This is a genomic window from Pseudomonadota bacterium, from assembly GCA_039028935.1.
GTDB lineage: Bacteria > Pseudomonadota > Gammaproteobacteria > Steroidobacterales > SZUA-146 > SZUA-146.
The window spans coordinates 24710-41163 of the sequence record JBCCHD010000008.1; the positions used below are offsets into that span (position 1 = coordinate 24710).

Consider the following 16454-nt stretch of genomic DNA (forward strand, 5'->3'; position numbering starts at 1 on the left):
AACGATAATCCAGCCGCCCGGAATGGCGCTTGCCCTGTCAGCGCCTCACGGAAGAAATGGCTTAGGGCGCATTTGCCGAGTGAAGCACTGATCATGCAGCCACACTTGCCGCGAGGCATTCGTGTAGAAGAAGGCGCAAGACAGCAGGCCATCAAAGGGGTGGAGATTCGCCCGACGGCTTTTCTGGGTGCTTGCCAGCGTGGCCCCCTCAACGTACCCACACCCATCGACGACTATCAGACTTTCACTCGTCTGTTTGGCGATCCATCGGAGGAACTGACGCTGCCTTACGCGCTGCGCTTGTTTTTCAGTAACGGTGGCCGCCAAGCATTGGTTGTTCGTGTCGCGCTCGATGCCTTGCCCGCCGCGCTTGCGTTGCCGGCCGGTGAGGCCAACCTCCTGTTATGGTCGAAGAACCCCGGTGCCCATGATTATCTTCGCGCGGCCGTGGACTACGATGGCATTGATGCGCTCGATGGGGACTGTTTCAATTTGACCTTGCAGCGACTGGCGGTGCCGGATACCGAGCAGGTGATCGATCAGGAAATATTTCGCTATGTGAGCGTGGCGCCTGATCATCCGCATTATTTGCCTCACGTCCTGGCCGGCTCTGGGCTCATGCGGTGCGACACACAGGTTAGCCCACAGCGACCTGACGCGACACTCAATCACAGCACCGGCAAGGCGCAGTATTTTCAAGGCCTGACCCATCCTGGTCGTGATGGCAACCGTTTAACCATGGCGACGGTATTGGGCTCGAGCGAAACGCGCACGGGGCTGTTTGCGCTGACGGAGCAGTACGAATTTGGTCAGCTCTACATTCCGCCATTGGACTTTGATACGGACGTCGCGGTGCCCGTATTGCGCGCCGCAGCCAGAGTGTGCGATCGGCGGCATGCGTTGCTTATCGCCGATGCGCCGCGCGCATGGCGCGACGCGGCGACCGCGCTCGATGCGGTGGAGCGCTTCAGTCTGCGCGGTCCATGTGTTGCGCTGTATTATCCCTGGCTTGAATCGATCGACGGCGTTGAGACGCAGCGCAAGACGATGCCTCCGGGCGGTGCAGTTGCCGGCCTGCTGGAGCGTTCCATTCGAGCCAAGGGTCCCGCGGCAACGCCTGCTGGTAACCAAATGCTGTTGCGGGGTTTTCGCAAGTTTGCCGAGACGCTCAATGAGCGCGACAGCTTTGAGTTGGCTGAAAAAGGCGTGAATACGCTCCGTTATGCCAAAGGAGGACGCAAAGTTGTGTGGGACGCCGTGTTGCTCAATGGTAATGACCATGGGGTTCACACGTCGATTAAGGTGCGGCGCGTTTTGCAATATCTGTCGTGCAGTATCGAGCGTGGCTTACAGTGGGTGGCGAATGAAGCGCATTCGGACCACCTTTGGCGCCGGGTGACACTGCAGGTCGGCGAGTTTCTGACCGAATGCATGCATCTCGGTATGCTGGCGGGGAACACGCCGGACAATGCCTTTGAAGTGCATTGTGATCTGAACACCAATCCCGCTGCGCGTCGGCAACGTGGGGAGCTTGGCATTCGATTAGAGCTTGCACCGCTCTTGCCGTCTCGGTTCATCTCGCTCAACATTGTGGTGCCGGTTGCCCGCAACGAATCGGGATAAGCTGTGTCTGAGAAAGATCAGAAGATTTGGAAAACCGTGGCCAGTATTCCGTGCGGTCAGGTCGCGACGTATGGCCAAGTTGCCGATCTGGCCGGATGTGGGCGTGCTGCGCGTATGGTAGGGCGATCGCTTGGCAAAGCACCGCCGGACATGGCGCTTCCTTGGCATCGTGTCATAAATGCATCGGGCCAAATTTCGTTTCCGGTTGACTCAACAAGCTATCGACGGCAGCGAGAGCGATTGCTGTCTGAGGGTATCGAGTTTCGTGGGCGACGTATCGATCTCACACGCTTCCAATGGCAACCCACACTTGATGAATTACTTTGGCAGCTCGACGGCTGAGAGGATCGCGCGATGGTAAAGAAACTGCTGCAACCTTATGCCTTGCGCGTATTGACCAGTGAGCGTGTGCGACGCTGGCGTGACTTCCCCGACCGCCTTCGCCAGCGAGGCCACAAACTCAAACCGACCGTCACGCTCTTCCATCAACTGGACGACCCGTATTCGGTGCTGGCGCTAGAGGCCAGCGTGCTGCTGGCACAGCGCTACGATATTGAGTTCGAGCTCGTGCTCGTCGAAGACGAAGCACGCGCGGGTCACACCGATACTCAACGCGCGAAGGAAGGCTGGATGCGCTACCGCCTTCACGACGCTCGTCGCCTCGCGCGCGCTTGGCAACTTAAGGCACTTGAAGTGGACGTGCCGTCGTCGCTCGCGGTCGAAGCCTGTGTGCGCGCACTGGCGGCTGTGCCCCCTGCTAACCACCCAGCTTTGGCTCTTAAACTGACCCGCGCGTTATGGACGGCGGATCCTAACGTGCTGCAAACCTTACTCACCGAGCATCCACCTGGCACTGCTGAAGAAGGGCGTCGCTTGCTCATCAACGGTCACAATGATCGCGAGGCGCGCGGCCACTACCAGGCCGCCATGTGGGAATTCAACGGCAATTGGTTTTGGGGTCTCGATCGGCTCGAGTATCTCGAGGATGATCTGCGTCGCTGGGGACTGGCAAAGGGACCGAGCACCGTACACGGTGAGCTCTATGCGCCGAAACGCGTTGATTCACTCACGGGCAGTACACTCGATTTCTTTTTTTCGTTACGCAGTCCCTACACCTACGTTAGCCTTGCGCGCATTAATCGATTACAACAATCGACGGGTGTTATCGTTCGTTTGCGGCCGGTGTTGCCCATGGTGGAGCGGGGAGTGGCGTTAAGCGATCACAAACGCCGTTTTATTCTCAATGATGTCGCCCGCATTACCAATAAGCATGAAATCGCCTTTGGGTTTATTCGCGATCCGCTCGGGCCGGGGTTGCACCGCTGTTTGGCTATGCTGCCACTCATGCGCGAGCGAAACAGGGAGCGTGAATTCGTGGCCAGCGTCATGCGAGGCATTTGGGCAGAGGGCATCAGCGTCAATCACGATCGTGGGTTGCAACGGCTAGTTGAGCGCGCGGGCGTATCGTGGGCGGATGCGCAATCGGTGACCATGAGCGAAACCATGCAACAAGAACTCGAGCGCAACCAGCAACAGCTCGAGCTAATGGGTATATGGGGTGTGCCGTCCTTTGCACTCACCGACGGCGCGAATCGTTTGGTGGACGTATTTTGGGGTCAGGATCGGCTGCCTTGGCTGGAGTATGGGCTGAGCCGACCTTCGAACTGATAAGTTCTTGTATTTGCCATAATAATCACGCCGTGCGCGCCGCGAACAATTCGCTTCCCAGTCTGTCTTACTATTAAGACCCGCCGAACGGCATCGTGGGCCAAAACGCCTATGTCGCAGCTTTACTTAATTCAATTTTGTGACGTGCGTTCTGGAACGGCAGCGATGAATGCGGTAAATTTTTAGCTACACAACCTCTGACGCGACCCCGTTTGCTACCGTGAACACGCGATCAGAGAGAAAAATAAGAGAAAATAGTGGGTAAGGTACATGACAGATAAAGCCAAAATCAGCACACTCGAGGCGGACAAAGAACGCCTATTGGATGCCCTGCGACAACTGCGCGCGGAGGGCGTCATGCTCATTGACGATCGGGTAGGCCGCCCGGCGGTTTTGCCGCCGCGAAAACGCGCGACGGTTGAGCCGCAACGCGACGGCCGACCGGTGGATCCCTATCGCATCGAAGGCGTTGATAAGCTCTCCATCGCCGACGGAAGCAGCGATACGGACCCCTACAACAGTCGCATCAAGTAGCTGTAAATCATAGCAATTTTCTAATTCTCAGCGGTCAGTTCGGATCGGGACTGCGTCGTCGCGTCTGATTTTTTTGCCGTGCTGCGTCAAAATGTGGCCCATTCGAGCCTCGAAAAACGTATTCTTGCAGCCAGTTGGCCGGTCCTGGGCGCGCAGGCCAGCCGCGCCTGACCTTCATACACATTTGCCGGGCGCACACAAACCCAAGAAGGGTTTGGTGAGAATCAATACGAGTCCCTTCAGAGCAGGAGAAAGTAGTTCATGACCGATGTGGCAGGAAAACGTGTGCTGATTACCGGTGGCGCAAGCGGCTTGGGACGGCAACTCGCCGAGGAGATGGCGGCACGGGGTGCGAAACTCTCTCTTTGGGACATCGATGGGGCAGGGCTTGAGCGCGCGGCCAAAGAACTCAGCGAGCGCGGTGCAGAGGTACACACCGAAGTGTGCGACTTGACCGATCGCCATGCGATTGAACGCAGCGCGGCGCGCATGCGTGATGCCGACCTACACGTGGATGTGCTCGTTAACAATGCGGGCATTGTATCGGGTGGTTTTTTGCTCGATATCTCGGACGAGCAAATCGAACGCACCTTTGCGGTCAATACACTCGCGCTCTTTTGGATGACGCGCGCCTTTTTACCGGACATGATCAATGCCGGTGGTGGGCATATCGTGACGGTGGCGTCCGCCGGCGGATTTACCGGCACGGCAAAGCAGACTGACTACAGTGCGAGTAAGTTCGCAGCGTTCGGCTTTGACGAGGCGTTGAGAGTTGAGCTTAAAAAACTCGGTTCGCCGGTGATGACTACCGTCGTGTGCCCTTTCTATGTCGACACAGGCATGTTCGCGGGCGTCAAGACACGGTTTTCATGGCTACTGCCCATTCTGTCGCAAAACTATGTGGTGGAAAGAATGGTCACCGCGATCGAAGCCAACAAACGACGATTGATCATGCCACGTATGGTCTACTCTGTGTTTCTGATGCGTTTGCTACCGGTCTCTGCGATGGACGCGCTGATGCGCTTTTTCGGCGTGAGCAAAACCATGGATGAATTTACCGGCCGCGTTCCGCGCTGAGCGTCATTTGAATCTCGATCGCCTCATTCGCTGGACCCTGACGATTGGCGTGCTGCTGCTCACGTTGCTGGCGCTAGGCACCGTACTCTATCTTACCGAGTCGTTTTTTGCGGTTTGGGATCGCCTGCGTCAGGCACCGATGCCGCTATTTGTCACGTATATGGCTGCGCTGGCGGTGTTTTTGTTCGTCACGCTTTGGGTCATTTGGAAACTGTTGGGCCCACGCAAGGGGCCGCGTCTGGGCAAACGCGAAGCTCGCCCCACAGAGGCAGGCATCAACACGCGCCTGGAAAAAGCGCGTGACGCGGGCGTGACCATCGATCATGTGCAAAGCGAGCTCAACACGCTCGCTCGCCGTCGACAGGATGATGCGGTCTACGTGGCGTTTTTTGGTGAAGTGAGTGGCGGTAAAAGCTCGCTGATCAAGGCGCTTTTGGGCGATGAGGGACAGGCGATCGAAGTGAGCGTGCGCGGTGGCTCGACACGTCGGGTGCAGGAATATCAGAGCGCAGAGCATGCGGGTTGGGTGTTTTCGGATGTGCCGGGACTCAATGAAGTCGATGCCGTGCTCGACGATCTGGCACTGGACGAAGCGCGTCGGGCGCATGTGGTTGTGTATGTGTGTGACAGCGACTTAACGCGCACAGAATTTGATCAGATCAGTGGTCTGGTGACGCTTGAGAAACCCGTCGTAGTGGTGGTCAACAAAAGCGATTTGATGCAGGCCGACGAACAAACGGCGGTGATTCAACAAATTAAAACGCGGCTTAAAGCGCTCAAGTCGATATCGACCAAATACTTTTCGCTGCACGTCGTGCCTGCTTCCACGGCGACGGCTCAATCGGTTGTACGGCTTTTACCGGACGGCCGAGAAGAGCAGGTGGAGCGACGCACTGATGCGAATTTGACGGCATTGGTACAGGCCATCAATTCACTGGTGTCTAGAAATCCCAATCGTCTCGACGCACTTCGCGATAGCGCGGTCTTTGCGTTGGCCGCGACACGCCTAGATGAGGCCGAACAGACGTTCCGCGAAAAAGAGGCCGAGGCGATGGTGCAGCGGTATACGCAAAAAGCGGTGGTGGGCGCTCTTGCCGCGATTGCGCCCGGCACGGATTTGTTGATTCAAGGAGTTCTGGCAACGGCACTCGTGCGAGAAATGTGCGCGCTTTACGATGAACCGGTGCGCGAGCTGGACACGCAGCGTTTTTTGGACGAGGCCCAGCAACGGGTGGGCAAAGCAGTGCCGGTGGTATTAGCCGTTGCGGGCAATGCGCTTAAAGCCTTCCCAGGACTGGGAACTGTGGCGGGCGGATTTACCCATGCGGTGGCCTACGGGCTTATTTTCGACGCACTCGGTAAAAGTCTGGCGAAAACACTGGCCGACGGGAAAGGCTTCAGTGCCGAGGCCGCCAGCGCTAACTTTGAGGAATCGCTCAATCATGATCTGGAAACGCGTACGAAACGTATTGCCAAGCTGGTTCTCGCTGCGCAGCGAAAGCAGTCAGACGACTGATCAGTCGGCGCAGGATCGGGAGCTCCTGACGGATATGACAACGCACGACGACAAACCTGGCCAATCGCACCTGGCGTTGGCGCGCGAATCACTGCGTGAGCTGCTCAATGATAAGCGGGTGCCGGCCGATGTGCGCTCGGCGCTTGCCGACGACTACGCTGAAATTCAGCGTCTGCTGGATAAGCTTGAGCATGGCCATGTGCATATTGCCGTGTTTGGTCGCGTCAGTGTCGGTAAGTCGTCGTTGCTCAACGCGTTGCTGGGTCATGAGGCGTTTTCAACCAGTCCGATTCACGGCGAAACACGAACGTCGGCGCACAGCAGCTGGGACGAATACGATACGGGCGGTGTCTTTTTGATTGACACGCCCGGCATCAATGAAGTCGATGGCGAGGCCCGGGAGCAACTTGCCCGTGACGTGGCGGGGCGCGTTGACCTCATTTTGTTTGTGATCGAAGGCGACCTGACCGATACCGAATATACCGCGCTCAAATTACTTGTCGATCAGCAGCGGCCGCTGATCGTAGTGGTTAACAAGGTTGATCGTTATTTGGCCGAGCAGCGCAAAGCGCTTCTTGATGTGATTCACCAACGGCTCGATGGTCTCGTTGCCAGTGAGAACATTGTTGAAGCCAGCGCGGACCCGGCCACACAGGTCGTCATCACGGTCGATCAGCAAGGCAATGAAACCGAGTCAACACGAACGCCAGAGCCAGACGTTGCGTCGGTGAAGGCACGATTGTGGTCGATTTTAGAGGCAGAAGGGCAGACCTTGTCGGCACTGAATGCCGGACTCTTCGCCAGCGACCTCACCGACTCGGTGGCGGCACGCATTGTTGAACTTCGCAAGGAGCTCGGCGATAAAGTCATTCGCACGTATTGCCTGTCTAAAGGGGTAGCGGTGGCGATTAATCCGGTGCCGGTCGCCGATCTGTTCGCCGCCGCGTTTATCGACGGCGCGATGGTTTGGCATTTGTCCAGGCTCTACGATTTGCCCGTGACACGCGCTGAGGCGGGTACGCTAGTCAAAGTGATTCTCACGCAGGCTGCGGCACTGATGGGCACCGTGTGGGCCGTCCATTTGGTTTCGGCCGCATTGAAAGTCGGCACGGGCGGCATGTCGGTAGCGGTGACGGCCGGGGCGCAAGGCGCGGTGGCCTACTACAGTACAATGGTTGTCGGAAAGGTCGCGGAAGCGTATCTGAGGCAAGGCAAGTCATGGGGTGAGGGAGGTCCGAAAACCGTGGTTCGAGATATTCTAGATAGTCTGGATCGAGACTCCATTCTCGAGCAGGCCAAAGCCGATATTCGTCGCAAACTAAAAACGCGCTAGCGTTTATTTAGGATTATAAACACGCCATGTCGTCATCTGTGTTCAGAGAATCGTCGCAATGGTTCGGTCTAAAGGCGCCGTTCCTGTGGCTCGTTCAGCGCATCTTGATGATGTGGGTAAAAGCCACGGTGCTGCCGGCTGATTTTGATGAGGTGGGTATCGATGCGACGCGACCGGTTTGCTACGTGCTCGATCTGGATGGTGTGTCCAATGCGCTGATCCTACGCGACGTCTGTCATGAAATGGGTCTGCCGGATTCGGGTGGTCTCATACAGGGAACGGACCGACCGCTGGCGGCGACGATCTACCTGCGACGACTCAAAGGCCTGTTGGTACGACGAGCCGACCCGCGTATTTCGCAGGAGATACGCGACATTGCTCAGGCGTATGCCGAAGGCGCCTTGGCGGATGTTCAGCTCGTGCCCGTGACGATTCACTGGGGCCGCGCGCCGCAAAAAGAGGAATCGCTGCTTAAATTGCTGTTTTCCGACAGTTGGTCGATCGCGGGTCGCTTGCGCAAACTTATGATTATTTTGATACACGGCCGAAACATGTATGTGCAGTTCAGTCGACCGGTGGCGATTGCCGAAGTGTTTCCGCGGGAGGAATACACCGACCGTTCCATCCGCAAATTGTCTCGAATTTTGCGCGTGCACTTTCGTCGTGTACGCGAGGCCGCGATCGGGCCAGACCTGTCGCACAAGCGACTGCTGGTTAGCGATATTATGGACTCCGACAGCGTCCGGCGTGCGATTGAGCGTGAAGCAGCGCGCAACGATATCTCGATAGACAAAGCGCGCGACAAAGCACGAGGCTATATCGACGAGATTGCCGCGAACTATTCACACGCTGTCATTCGAGTCCTCGAAACCCTCCTCAAGTGGGTATGGAACAGTCTCTACTCCGGCATCGTGCAGCACAATTTCAAAGCGGTGCAGGACGTGGCGCCGGGGCGCACGATTATTTACGTGCCCTGTCACCGCAGTCATATTGATTATCTGTTGTTGAGCTACGTGCTCTATGTGCAAGGGTTGGTGCCGCCCCATGTGGCGGCGGGCATCAATCTCAACTTGCCGGTTGTCGGCGGTATATTGCGTAGAGGCGGGGCGTTTTTCTTGCGCCGCAGTTTTAAAGGGCAACGACTCTACTCGACGGTGTTTGATGCGTACCTGCGTCGAAACCTGTCCAAGGGCGTGTCGCTTGAGTATTTCATTGAGGGCACCCGCAGTCGCACCGGCAAACTACTTGATCCGAAGGGCGGTATGCTCGCAATGACCATTAAGAGCTACCTAAAGGACCGCGCTCGACCGGTCGTATTCGTGCCTGTTTATTTTGGTTATGAGCGATTATTAGAAGGGCGCAGCTATGAAAACGAGTTGAGTGGCGAGGCAAAAAAGAAAGAGTCGATCTGGGGGCTGATCAAATCGGTCAAACTCTTACGCGAAGATTTTGGCCAGGTGTTCGTCAATTTTGGTACGCCCATTCACCTTAACGAGGGACTCGATGCCATCAAACCCGACTGGGAAGCCTCGTTGATTCAAGACGAGAAAGGCGATATCGAGAGCGCCGCGATTGATGCTTTGTCCAAAGCGATTGTGCCCCAGCTTGGTGTGGATATTCTGACGGACATTAACGCCAGCGCGGCGGTTGGCCCAATCAATTTACTCGGGCTTGTTCTTCAGGCAACCGAATTTAAAGCGCTGGATGAGCGAGATTTAGATGCCCAGCTTGGGCTCTATGTTGATCTGCTGGTGCAGCTGCCGTACTCATCCAAAGTGACGTTTAGTGAGCTGATTACGCGATCGCCAACGGGCAAGCACATTATTGAGTATGGACTTGAGCTCGGCATGCTCGAGCGCCGCGCGCATGAGCTTGGCGATGTGATTGGTCCGCATCCCCAAAACGGCGTCATGCTCAACTACTATCGCAACAACGTGAAGCATCTGTTCGCGATGCCATCTTTGGTGGCTTGTGCGCTCATGTCGAGGCGCGCCCGTACGCGAAACGAAATCATTGAATTTGTGTTGGGGATGTATAGCCTGGCGCGCGGTGAATATTTCTTGCGATGGTTGCCCGAAGAAGCGATTACGCCGATCGAGGCGACTATCAATGAACTGATTTCGCTGGGGCTCCTGCGTGCGGAAACGGACAGTGACCTGATCGCCCGCCCGGCGCCCGATACCAGTGAGATTCGCCAGCTCGATCTGCTCGCACACATTTTTTACGAGACCGTGGAACGCTATAGTCTCATTATTAACTTGGTGCTCGACGCGCCATCCGGTTCGGTACGTCAATCGGAACTTGAACAAAAGGCGCGCTTGACCGCTGAAAAACTGGTCATGCTCGATAGTCGCATCAATCCGGAATACCTCGATGTGCGCGCGTTCCGCCGCGCGATGTCGAGCCTGCTTGCCAGCGAGCGTGTGCACAAGGATGATGAACGCAATCTTTGTTATGGTGATGACTTCCGCCGCATTGGTGAGTTGGTGGCCAGTGCCACGGATGTGCCCGTGAGACGAATTTCACGACATAAGTAATCGCAGGCAGTTTGCCAAACTTTAGAATGGATCGACTCACATGAGCCAAAACGACGACAACACGGCCTTTCGACAATTGCTTGGACCGCTTGAAGAAGAGCGTGAGCAGTTGCTTAAAGAACAGGCGTCGCTCGACGCGCTCAGTGCCGACATTGAACGGCAACAAAACCGTATTGATGCCCTTGAACAGCAAGCGAGCGAATTGCTGAAGACGCTCGGCCGGCACCACAGTGACTGACCTGAATGGCCGTAGTACACTCTGCGCCCCATGAATTCGTATCACATCGCGGCCTTTTATCACTTTGCAGATCTACCAGACTATCGAGAATGGCAGGGTCCGCTCGAAGCGCTGTGCGCGCGCGAGCATCTGATCGGTACGATTTTACTCGCCCATGAAGGCGTCAATGGCACGGTGTCGGGTCCGAAACGTGGGCTGGACATGCTATTGGCATTCTTGCGACGCGACGCGCGGCTGACGTCGCTCAAAGCAAAGTGGTCGCAGACGGATGACAAGCCGTTTCTGCGTATGAAGGTGCGGCTTAAAAAAGAGATTGTGAGCATGGGCGTGGCGGGCATCAAACCCCACGAGCGCACCGGTAAGCAAGTGCCCGCCGCGCAGTGGAACGCGCTCATTCGTGATCCCGATGTTTTGCTCATCGACACGCGCAATCAATACGAAATCGATGTCGGTACGTTTGCCGGCGCCGTCAGCCCGCATTCCGATTCGTTTCGAGAGTTTCCCGACTACGTGAAAGACAATCTCGATCCAGATAAGCAGCGCAAGGTGGCGATGTTTTGCACGGGCGGCATTCGATGCGAAAAGGCCTCCGCGTATCTCCTCGAGCAGGGGTTCGAGGATGTCTATCAGCTCGAAGGCGGTATTTTGCAGTATCTCGAAGACACCGAGGAGAGTGACTCACTTTGGCGAGGCGAATGCTTCGTATTTGATCGCCGTGTGACCGTGGATGGCGCGCTTGAACCGGGTTCCTTTGTTCAATGTCACGCCTGCCGCCGACCGCTTACGCAGGAAGAGACGCAAAACGCGCACTACGAGAAGGGGGTCAGTTGCCTTCATTGCATCACTGAGACCAGTGAAGAGCGCCGCGCGGCATTTCGCGAACGGCAGCGCCAGGTCGAGCTGTCCAAAGCGCGCGGCGGCCAACACATCGGCCCTGATGCCTGAACAGGACGTTGGTCGGCGTCACCGCCTATCGGTCGGATCGAACTTCCATCCTTTCGCGGAGCGGTCAGGCAACGCACTCACGGTAACGCGCCGGTATGGCCGATTGAGGCGTTCGTCTGCGCAACTCTGTGCACGACACGATTAGGCCTAAATGTTCCTTTTTGGCCGTTGTGTCTTTTGTTTTGGGTCTATTTGACATTAAATAGTGCCAGCTAATCCACTATCGAAATAAGCAGGAGCGGTGTTTATGCGTATCGGCATTCCACGTGAACAGTTTTCAGGCGAGAAGCGCGTTGCGACCACGCCTGATGTCGCTCGGCAGCTCATTGAGCTTGGCTACGACATCAGCGTTGAATCCGGTGCCGGAGCGGCCGCTAATTTCTCCGATCAGGCGTATCGGGATGTCGGTGTCACCGTTGAAGCAACGGCCGCCGATGTGTTTAGCGGAAGCGACATTATTCTTAAAGTACGCGCTCCGGACGCATCCGAGCTGGATCAACTGCGGGAGGGTCAGACCCTAATCGGATTTTTGTGGCCCGCTCAACATCCCGAATTGCTGGAAACTTTGCGCGCGAAAAAGGTCACGGCGCTGTCGATGGATAGCGTGCCGCGAATTTCTCGGGCGCAGAAAATGGATGCCCTGAGCTCGATGGCGAATATCGCCGGCTATCGTGCCATTGTTGAGGCCGCACAATATTTTCCGCGCTTTTTCACGGGCCAGATTACGGCGGCGGGACGCATACCGCCGGCCAAAGTCATGATCATCGGTGCGGGCGTCGCGGGGCTTGCAGCGATTGGCGCGGCCAAAAGTATGGGTGCGATTGTTCGAGCGTTCGATACGCGACCCGAGGTCAAAGAACAAGTTGAAAGTATGGACGCCGAGTTCCTCGAACTTGATTTTGAAGAGGATGAAGACGGTGCCGGCGAAGGTGGCTATGCCAAAGTCATGAGCAAGGCGTTTATAGAGGCTGAGATGGCGCTGTTCGCCGAGCAAGCTAAAGATGTGGATATCATTGTGACCACCGCGCTGATACCCGGCAAACCCGCGCCGCGACTCATCACCAAAGAAATGGTGGCGTCAATGAAAGAGGGTAGCGTGATTGTTGATCTTGCCGCCGAACAGGGCGGTAACTGCGAGCTCACGCGACCGGACGAAGTGCACCAGTCCCATGGTGTCACACTGATTGGCTACACCGATCTTCCGAGCCGCATGGCCACGCAAAGCAGTCAACTGTATGCCAGTAATCTACGGCATCTGCTGGCGGACATGACGCCGGAGAAAGAGGGCGAGCTTCGGGTCGATTTTGAGGACGAAGTCGTCCGCGGTGCCACCATCACACGCGATGGCGAAACGACCTGGCCGCCGCCAGCACCCAAGCTTTCGGCCGCGCCGGCTAAGCCGGCGCCGGCCAAAACCGACGCGGCGCCCCCAGTGCCGCCAAAGCGCTCCGTGGTTGGACCGTTTGTCGCAGCACTGATTGGCGTGGCGGCGCTTCTCGGACTTGGGCATGTGGCGCCGCCGGACTTTATGGCGCACTTCACCGTGTTTGTGCTCGCGTGCTTCGTGGGCTACATGGTGATCTGGAACGTGACGCCCGCGCTGCACACGCCGCTGATGAGTGTGACCAATGCCATCAGCAGCATCATTGTGATTGGCGCGCTGCTGCAGATCGACTCATCGAATTCAGTGGTCGTGTGGATGGCGGCCATCGCCATCTTCATCACCAGCATAAACATCGTGGGCGGTTTTGCGGTCACGCAACGCATGCTGCGCATGTTTCAGAAGTAGGGGGCTCGGATGACACCTGGAATCGTAACGGCCGCCTATATCGCTGCCATCATTTTATTCATTCTCGCTTTGGGCGGGCTAAGCAATCAAGAAACCGCTCGTCGCGGGAACGCGTACGGTATCGCGGGCATGCTGTTAGCGCTCGTGGCCACACTCGCTGGCATTGTTACCGACAACCACTCAATTGTGTTTATCACGTTGGCACTCGGTGGTGCCGTGGGCTTGGTGCTCGCCCGTCGTGTACAAATGACTGAGATGCCCGAACTCGTTGCGATTTTGCACAGTTTGGTCGGTATGGCTGCGGTGCTCGTCGGCTACGCCAACTTTATGGATCACGAGTGGGCCTTAGTCGGCGTGGCGAAGACCATTCACGATGTGGAGACCTACCTGGGCGTGCTGATCGGCGCGGTGACCTTTTCCGGGTCGGTTGTGGCGTTTGGCAAACTCAGTGGCCGAATGACAAGCAAACCGCTGATGTTACCGGCCCGTCACTGGCTCAATCTGGGCTTGCTGATCGCCGCTGTTGTGGTGGGTAAACTGTTTCTCGACCAGTCGGCGGCCGGCGGTGGACTCAACGCACTGATCATCATGACCATCATCGCGCTGCTGTTTGGCGTTCATATGGTGGTGGCGATCGGCGGGGCCGATATGCCGGTGGTGGTATCGATGCTCAACAGCTACTCCGGCTGGGCCGCGGCTGCGACCGGGTTCATGCTGAGTAACGATCTATTGATCGTGACGGGTGCGCTGGTGGGTAGTAGCGGCGCGATTTTGAGCTACATCATGTGTCGCGCGATGAACCGCAAGTTTCTGTCTGTTATTGCCGGCGGTTTCGGTTCGACAGGCGGCAGTGGCGGTGGAAGTAGCGCTGAACAGGGTGAAGTGGTGGCCATTCAGGCCGCCGAAACGGCGGAGTTACTCGCCGGCGCAAAAGAGGTAATGATTATTCCGGGTTACGGTATGGCGGTTGCCCAGGCGCAGCATACGGTGTTTGAAATCACCAAAGCACTGCGCGACAAGGGCGTTACCGTGCGCTTTGGCATTCATCCTGTGGCGGGACGGATGCCCGGTCATATGAACGTGCTGTTGGCCGAAGCCAAAGTACCGTATGACATCGTGTTCGAGATGGAAGAAATTAACGAAGACTTTCCGGATGTGGATGTGTCGGTGGTGATCGGAGCCAATGACATTGTTAACCCAGCGGCACTGGAGGAACCGGACAGTCCCATCGCGGGGATGCCGGTGCTCGAAGTGTGGAACGGCGATCAGACGATCGTGCTCAAACGCAGCATGGCCACGGGCTATGCGGGTGTGCAAAACCCGCTCTTTTTTAAGGACAACACCCGTATGCTGTTTGGCGATGCCAAAGAGACACTGGATGAAGTGCTTACGCATCTTCGCTAGTTGCTCTACAACACGTAATCGCCGCGCGCGTGGGATATCACGCGCGTGGATAACACCCTGGTCGGTGTCGGTGGGTTGTCGCCGTCGAGTAAGAGTGGCCGCGACGCTAGGGTGACTCAAAGAGTCGGCGTGGACTGGCTTTGGCAAAGAGGTCGCCGAGTGTGACCGCGCTGTCTTCGATCGAATACGGAAACACGAGCGTCATGGCAAAGCCAGCGCGATGATCGAGTGTCACGGCAATGGCGGTGGTTGGTGTGTCTTTCCCAGGTGGGGTGACGACGACGTTTGAAAGCACGGCCGTAGCGTTGTAGCGCTGATTTTCGGCACCGATACGCAAATTGATATCCAGCATATCCATCACCTCGTTTGCACTCGGTTGATCGCTGTTCAAACCATCGATACCAGAAATCGTGACCACCTCGCCGTCGGTCGTCATGGCGCCACCAAACGGGAAAAACTCGCCGTGCTCGACGAGCAGCTCCTCGGCGATTGGCAGCAGCGTATTGAGCATAGTCTGCACATCCCCCTCCGTGTCGGCCATCGCCGGCGACAAGAGCAGTAAGCTGGCCAGGGCCATGGAAATCGATTTCATGACGGGTCTCGGTAATACGCCAATGTGTAGGGTACCGCGAATGGGCGCGGTCCACGGCGTACAATTGTGAACACTTGCGTCGTCGAGGCGTCGCGCAGGGCGCAGGGCAAGTGGCGATCCTACCGGTTATGGCTTAACCGGTAACGGTAATGGTCGCGTCGCGCTCGTGGGGGAAGCGTGCCAGACACACTTGATTGCGGCCACGCGCCTTGGCGTCATACAGCGCCTCGTCCGCACGCCCGAGCCATTCTTTGGACGTTTCATCGCTGACCAATTCAGCGACGCCGACCGACAGGGTGACATCGACCCCACTGCAAGGTACCTCAGCGACTTCTTTTCGCAGTTCTTCGGCAAGGGCGGCGGCGCTGCGAATGTGCTCATTGTGGGTGATCACCACAAACTCTTCGCCACCGATGCGATACAGACTGTCGGTCTGGCGTATGCGCGCCGTGATTCGACGACACACCTCGATCAATACCTCGTCGCCGACACCGTGTCCGTGTTGGTCATTGATCTGTTTGAATCGATCGAGATCGATTAGCAGTAGTGAGCTTGGAGTGCCCAGCCGATTGCGCTGCGCCTGCACGCGCTGCATTTCAAGTAGCAATCCGCGTCGATTGCCGGTTCCGGTGAGGGGGTCACAGGCCGCCAGTTCCATCAGCTGCTCCTTCTGGCGTCGTGTCTGCGCGGAAAAACTGTAGGCCACTGAATTGGTGATCAACAAGGTGACGAGCACCGCGCCGAGTTGGCTAAACGCCATCTGCGACACAAGGGGCGGCAACAAGGCGAGCGTTGCGACCATGACCAGCGCCAGGGCTTCTTTGGGTTTGAGTAAATAGAAGCCAACCATCAATGCGGGGTACGTCCAGAATACTTGCATAGGGCCCTTTAGGTAGACCGTCAGCAGTGCGCCGCTCGTGCAGAGAATCGACAGATAGATACTGGCTGGCCGCACCTTGTGCGTGCGAAACACAAAGATCCCAAGGGCCGCCATCGATACGACGATGAGTGCATCAACAAAACCGATCAGCCACTCGCCTTGCGACAGGCGCATGACGGCAAAGGGCAGAATACCCAAAGTGCCCGCCGCACATAAAATTAAGGGCAGGATTTCCTCTGGCTGAATTTTGTTAACGCGCATGACGCCACCTTTAGTCCGCAGGAAGATCACGACACGCTGATTAATCGGATGCGTTTG

Annotated in this window: 14 protein-coding genes; 12 read left to right on the top strand and 2 right to left on the bottom strand. The window is 56.8% G+C overall.

From position 1 onward, the window contains the following. The first annotated feature begins 93 nt into the window (after positions 1-93). From AAF465_05650 to pntB, 12 genes are all read left to right on the top strand, one after another. Entirely contained in the window at positions 94-1623 is a 1530-nt protein-coding gene (locus AAF465_05650) for a hypothetical protein (protein ID MEM7082198.1), read from the top strand. A 3-nt stretch (positions 1624-1626) separates the two neighbouring features. Then, entirely contained in the window at positions 1627-1965 is a 339-nt protein-coding gene (locus AAF465_05655; GenBank protein MEM7082199.1) for an MGMT family protein, read from the top strand. A gap of 12 nt (positions 1966-1977) precedes the next feature. Beyond that, a complete protein-coding gene (locus AAF465_05660; GenBank protein MEM7082200.1) occupies positions 1978-3291 on the top strand; it encodes a DsbA family protein in 1314 nt (437 codons plus the stop codon). A 270-nt stretch (positions 3292-3561) separates the two neighbouring features. After that, positions 3562-3825, top strand: coding sequence for a hypothetical protein (locus AAF465_05665; GenBank protein ID MEM7082201.1), 264 nt, complete (start codon positions 3562-3564; stop codon positions 3823-3825). A gap of 261 nt (positions 3826-4086) precedes the next feature. Further along, positions 4087-4902, top strand: coding sequence for an SDR family oxidoreductase (locus AAF465_05670; protein MEM7082202.1), 816 nt, complete (start codon positions 4087-4089; stop codon positions 4900-4902). Beyond that, positions 4874-6418 carry a GTPase gene (locus tag AAF465_05675; GenBank protein ID MEM7082203.1) on the top strand — a complete coding sequence of 515 codons (1545 nt, stop codon included), beginning with the start codon at positions 4874-4876 and terminating at the stop codon, positions 6416-6418. Before AAF465_05670 ends, AAF465_05675 begins: the two co-directional genes overlap by 29 nt. Beyond that, positions 6345-7751 (top strand): GTP-binding protein, encoded by a 1407-nt coding sequence (locus AAF465_05680; GenBank protein MEM7082204.1) that lies wholly within the window; start codon positions 6345-6347, stop codon positions 7749-7751. Before AAF465_05675 ends, AAF465_05680 begins: the two co-directional genes overlap by 74 nt. 26 nt (positions 7752-7777) lie before the next feature. Continuing rightward, the gene (gene plsB / locus AAF465_05685; GenBank protein MEM7082205.1) at positions 7778-10288 is read left to right on the top strand and encodes a glycerol-3-phosphate 1-O-acyltransferase PlsB; all 2511 of its coding nucleotides are present in this window, start codon (positions 7778-7780) and stop codon (positions 10286-10288) included. 40 nt (positions 10289-10328) lie between these two features. Continuing rightward, on the top strand, positions 10329-10526 hold the full coding sequence (locus AAF465_05690; GenBank protein ID MEM7082206.1) for a hypothetical protein: 198 nt from the start codon (positions 10329-10331) through the stop codon (positions 10524-10526). Positions 10527-10556: 30 nt separating this feature from the next. Beyond that, positions 10557-11471 carry a rhodanese-related sulfurtransferase gene (locus tag AAF465_05695; GenBank protein ID MEM7082207.1) on the top strand — a complete coding sequence of 305 codons (915 nt, stop codon included), beginning with the start codon at positions 10557-10559 and terminating at the stop codon, positions 11469-11471. A 247-nt stretch (positions 11472-11718) separates the two neighbouring features. After that, on the top strand, positions 11719-13260 hold the full coding sequence (locus AAF465_05700; GenBank protein MEM7082208.1) for a Re/Si-specific NAD(P)(+) transhydrogenase subunit alpha: 1542 nt from the start codon (positions 11719-11721) through the stop codon (positions 13258-13260). A gap of 9 nt (positions 13261-13269) precedes the next feature. Continuing rightward, complete coding sequence (gene pntB, locus AAF465_05705; protein ID MEM7082209.1) at positions 13270-14664, top strand: Re/Si-specific NAD(P)(+) transhydrogenase subunit beta; 1395 nt, start codon at positions 13270-13272, stop codon at positions 14662-14664. A 106-nt stretch (positions 14665-14770) separates the two neighbouring features. On the opposite strand, the gene AAF465_05710 is transcribed toward pntB, so the two are convergent. Further along, a complete protein-coding gene (locus tag AAF465_05710) occupies positions 14771-15256 on the bottom strand; it encodes a hypothetical protein (protein MEM7082210.1) in 486 nt (161 codons plus the stop codon). 133 nt (positions 15257-15389) lie between these two features. Beyond that, positions 15390-16397: a GGDEF domain-containing protein gene (locus AAF465_05715; protein ID MEM7082211.1), complete on the bottom strand. Its 1008-nt coding sequence runs from the start codon at positions 16395-16397 to the stop codon at positions 15390-15392. Positions 16398-16454: the final 57 nt, after the last annotated feature.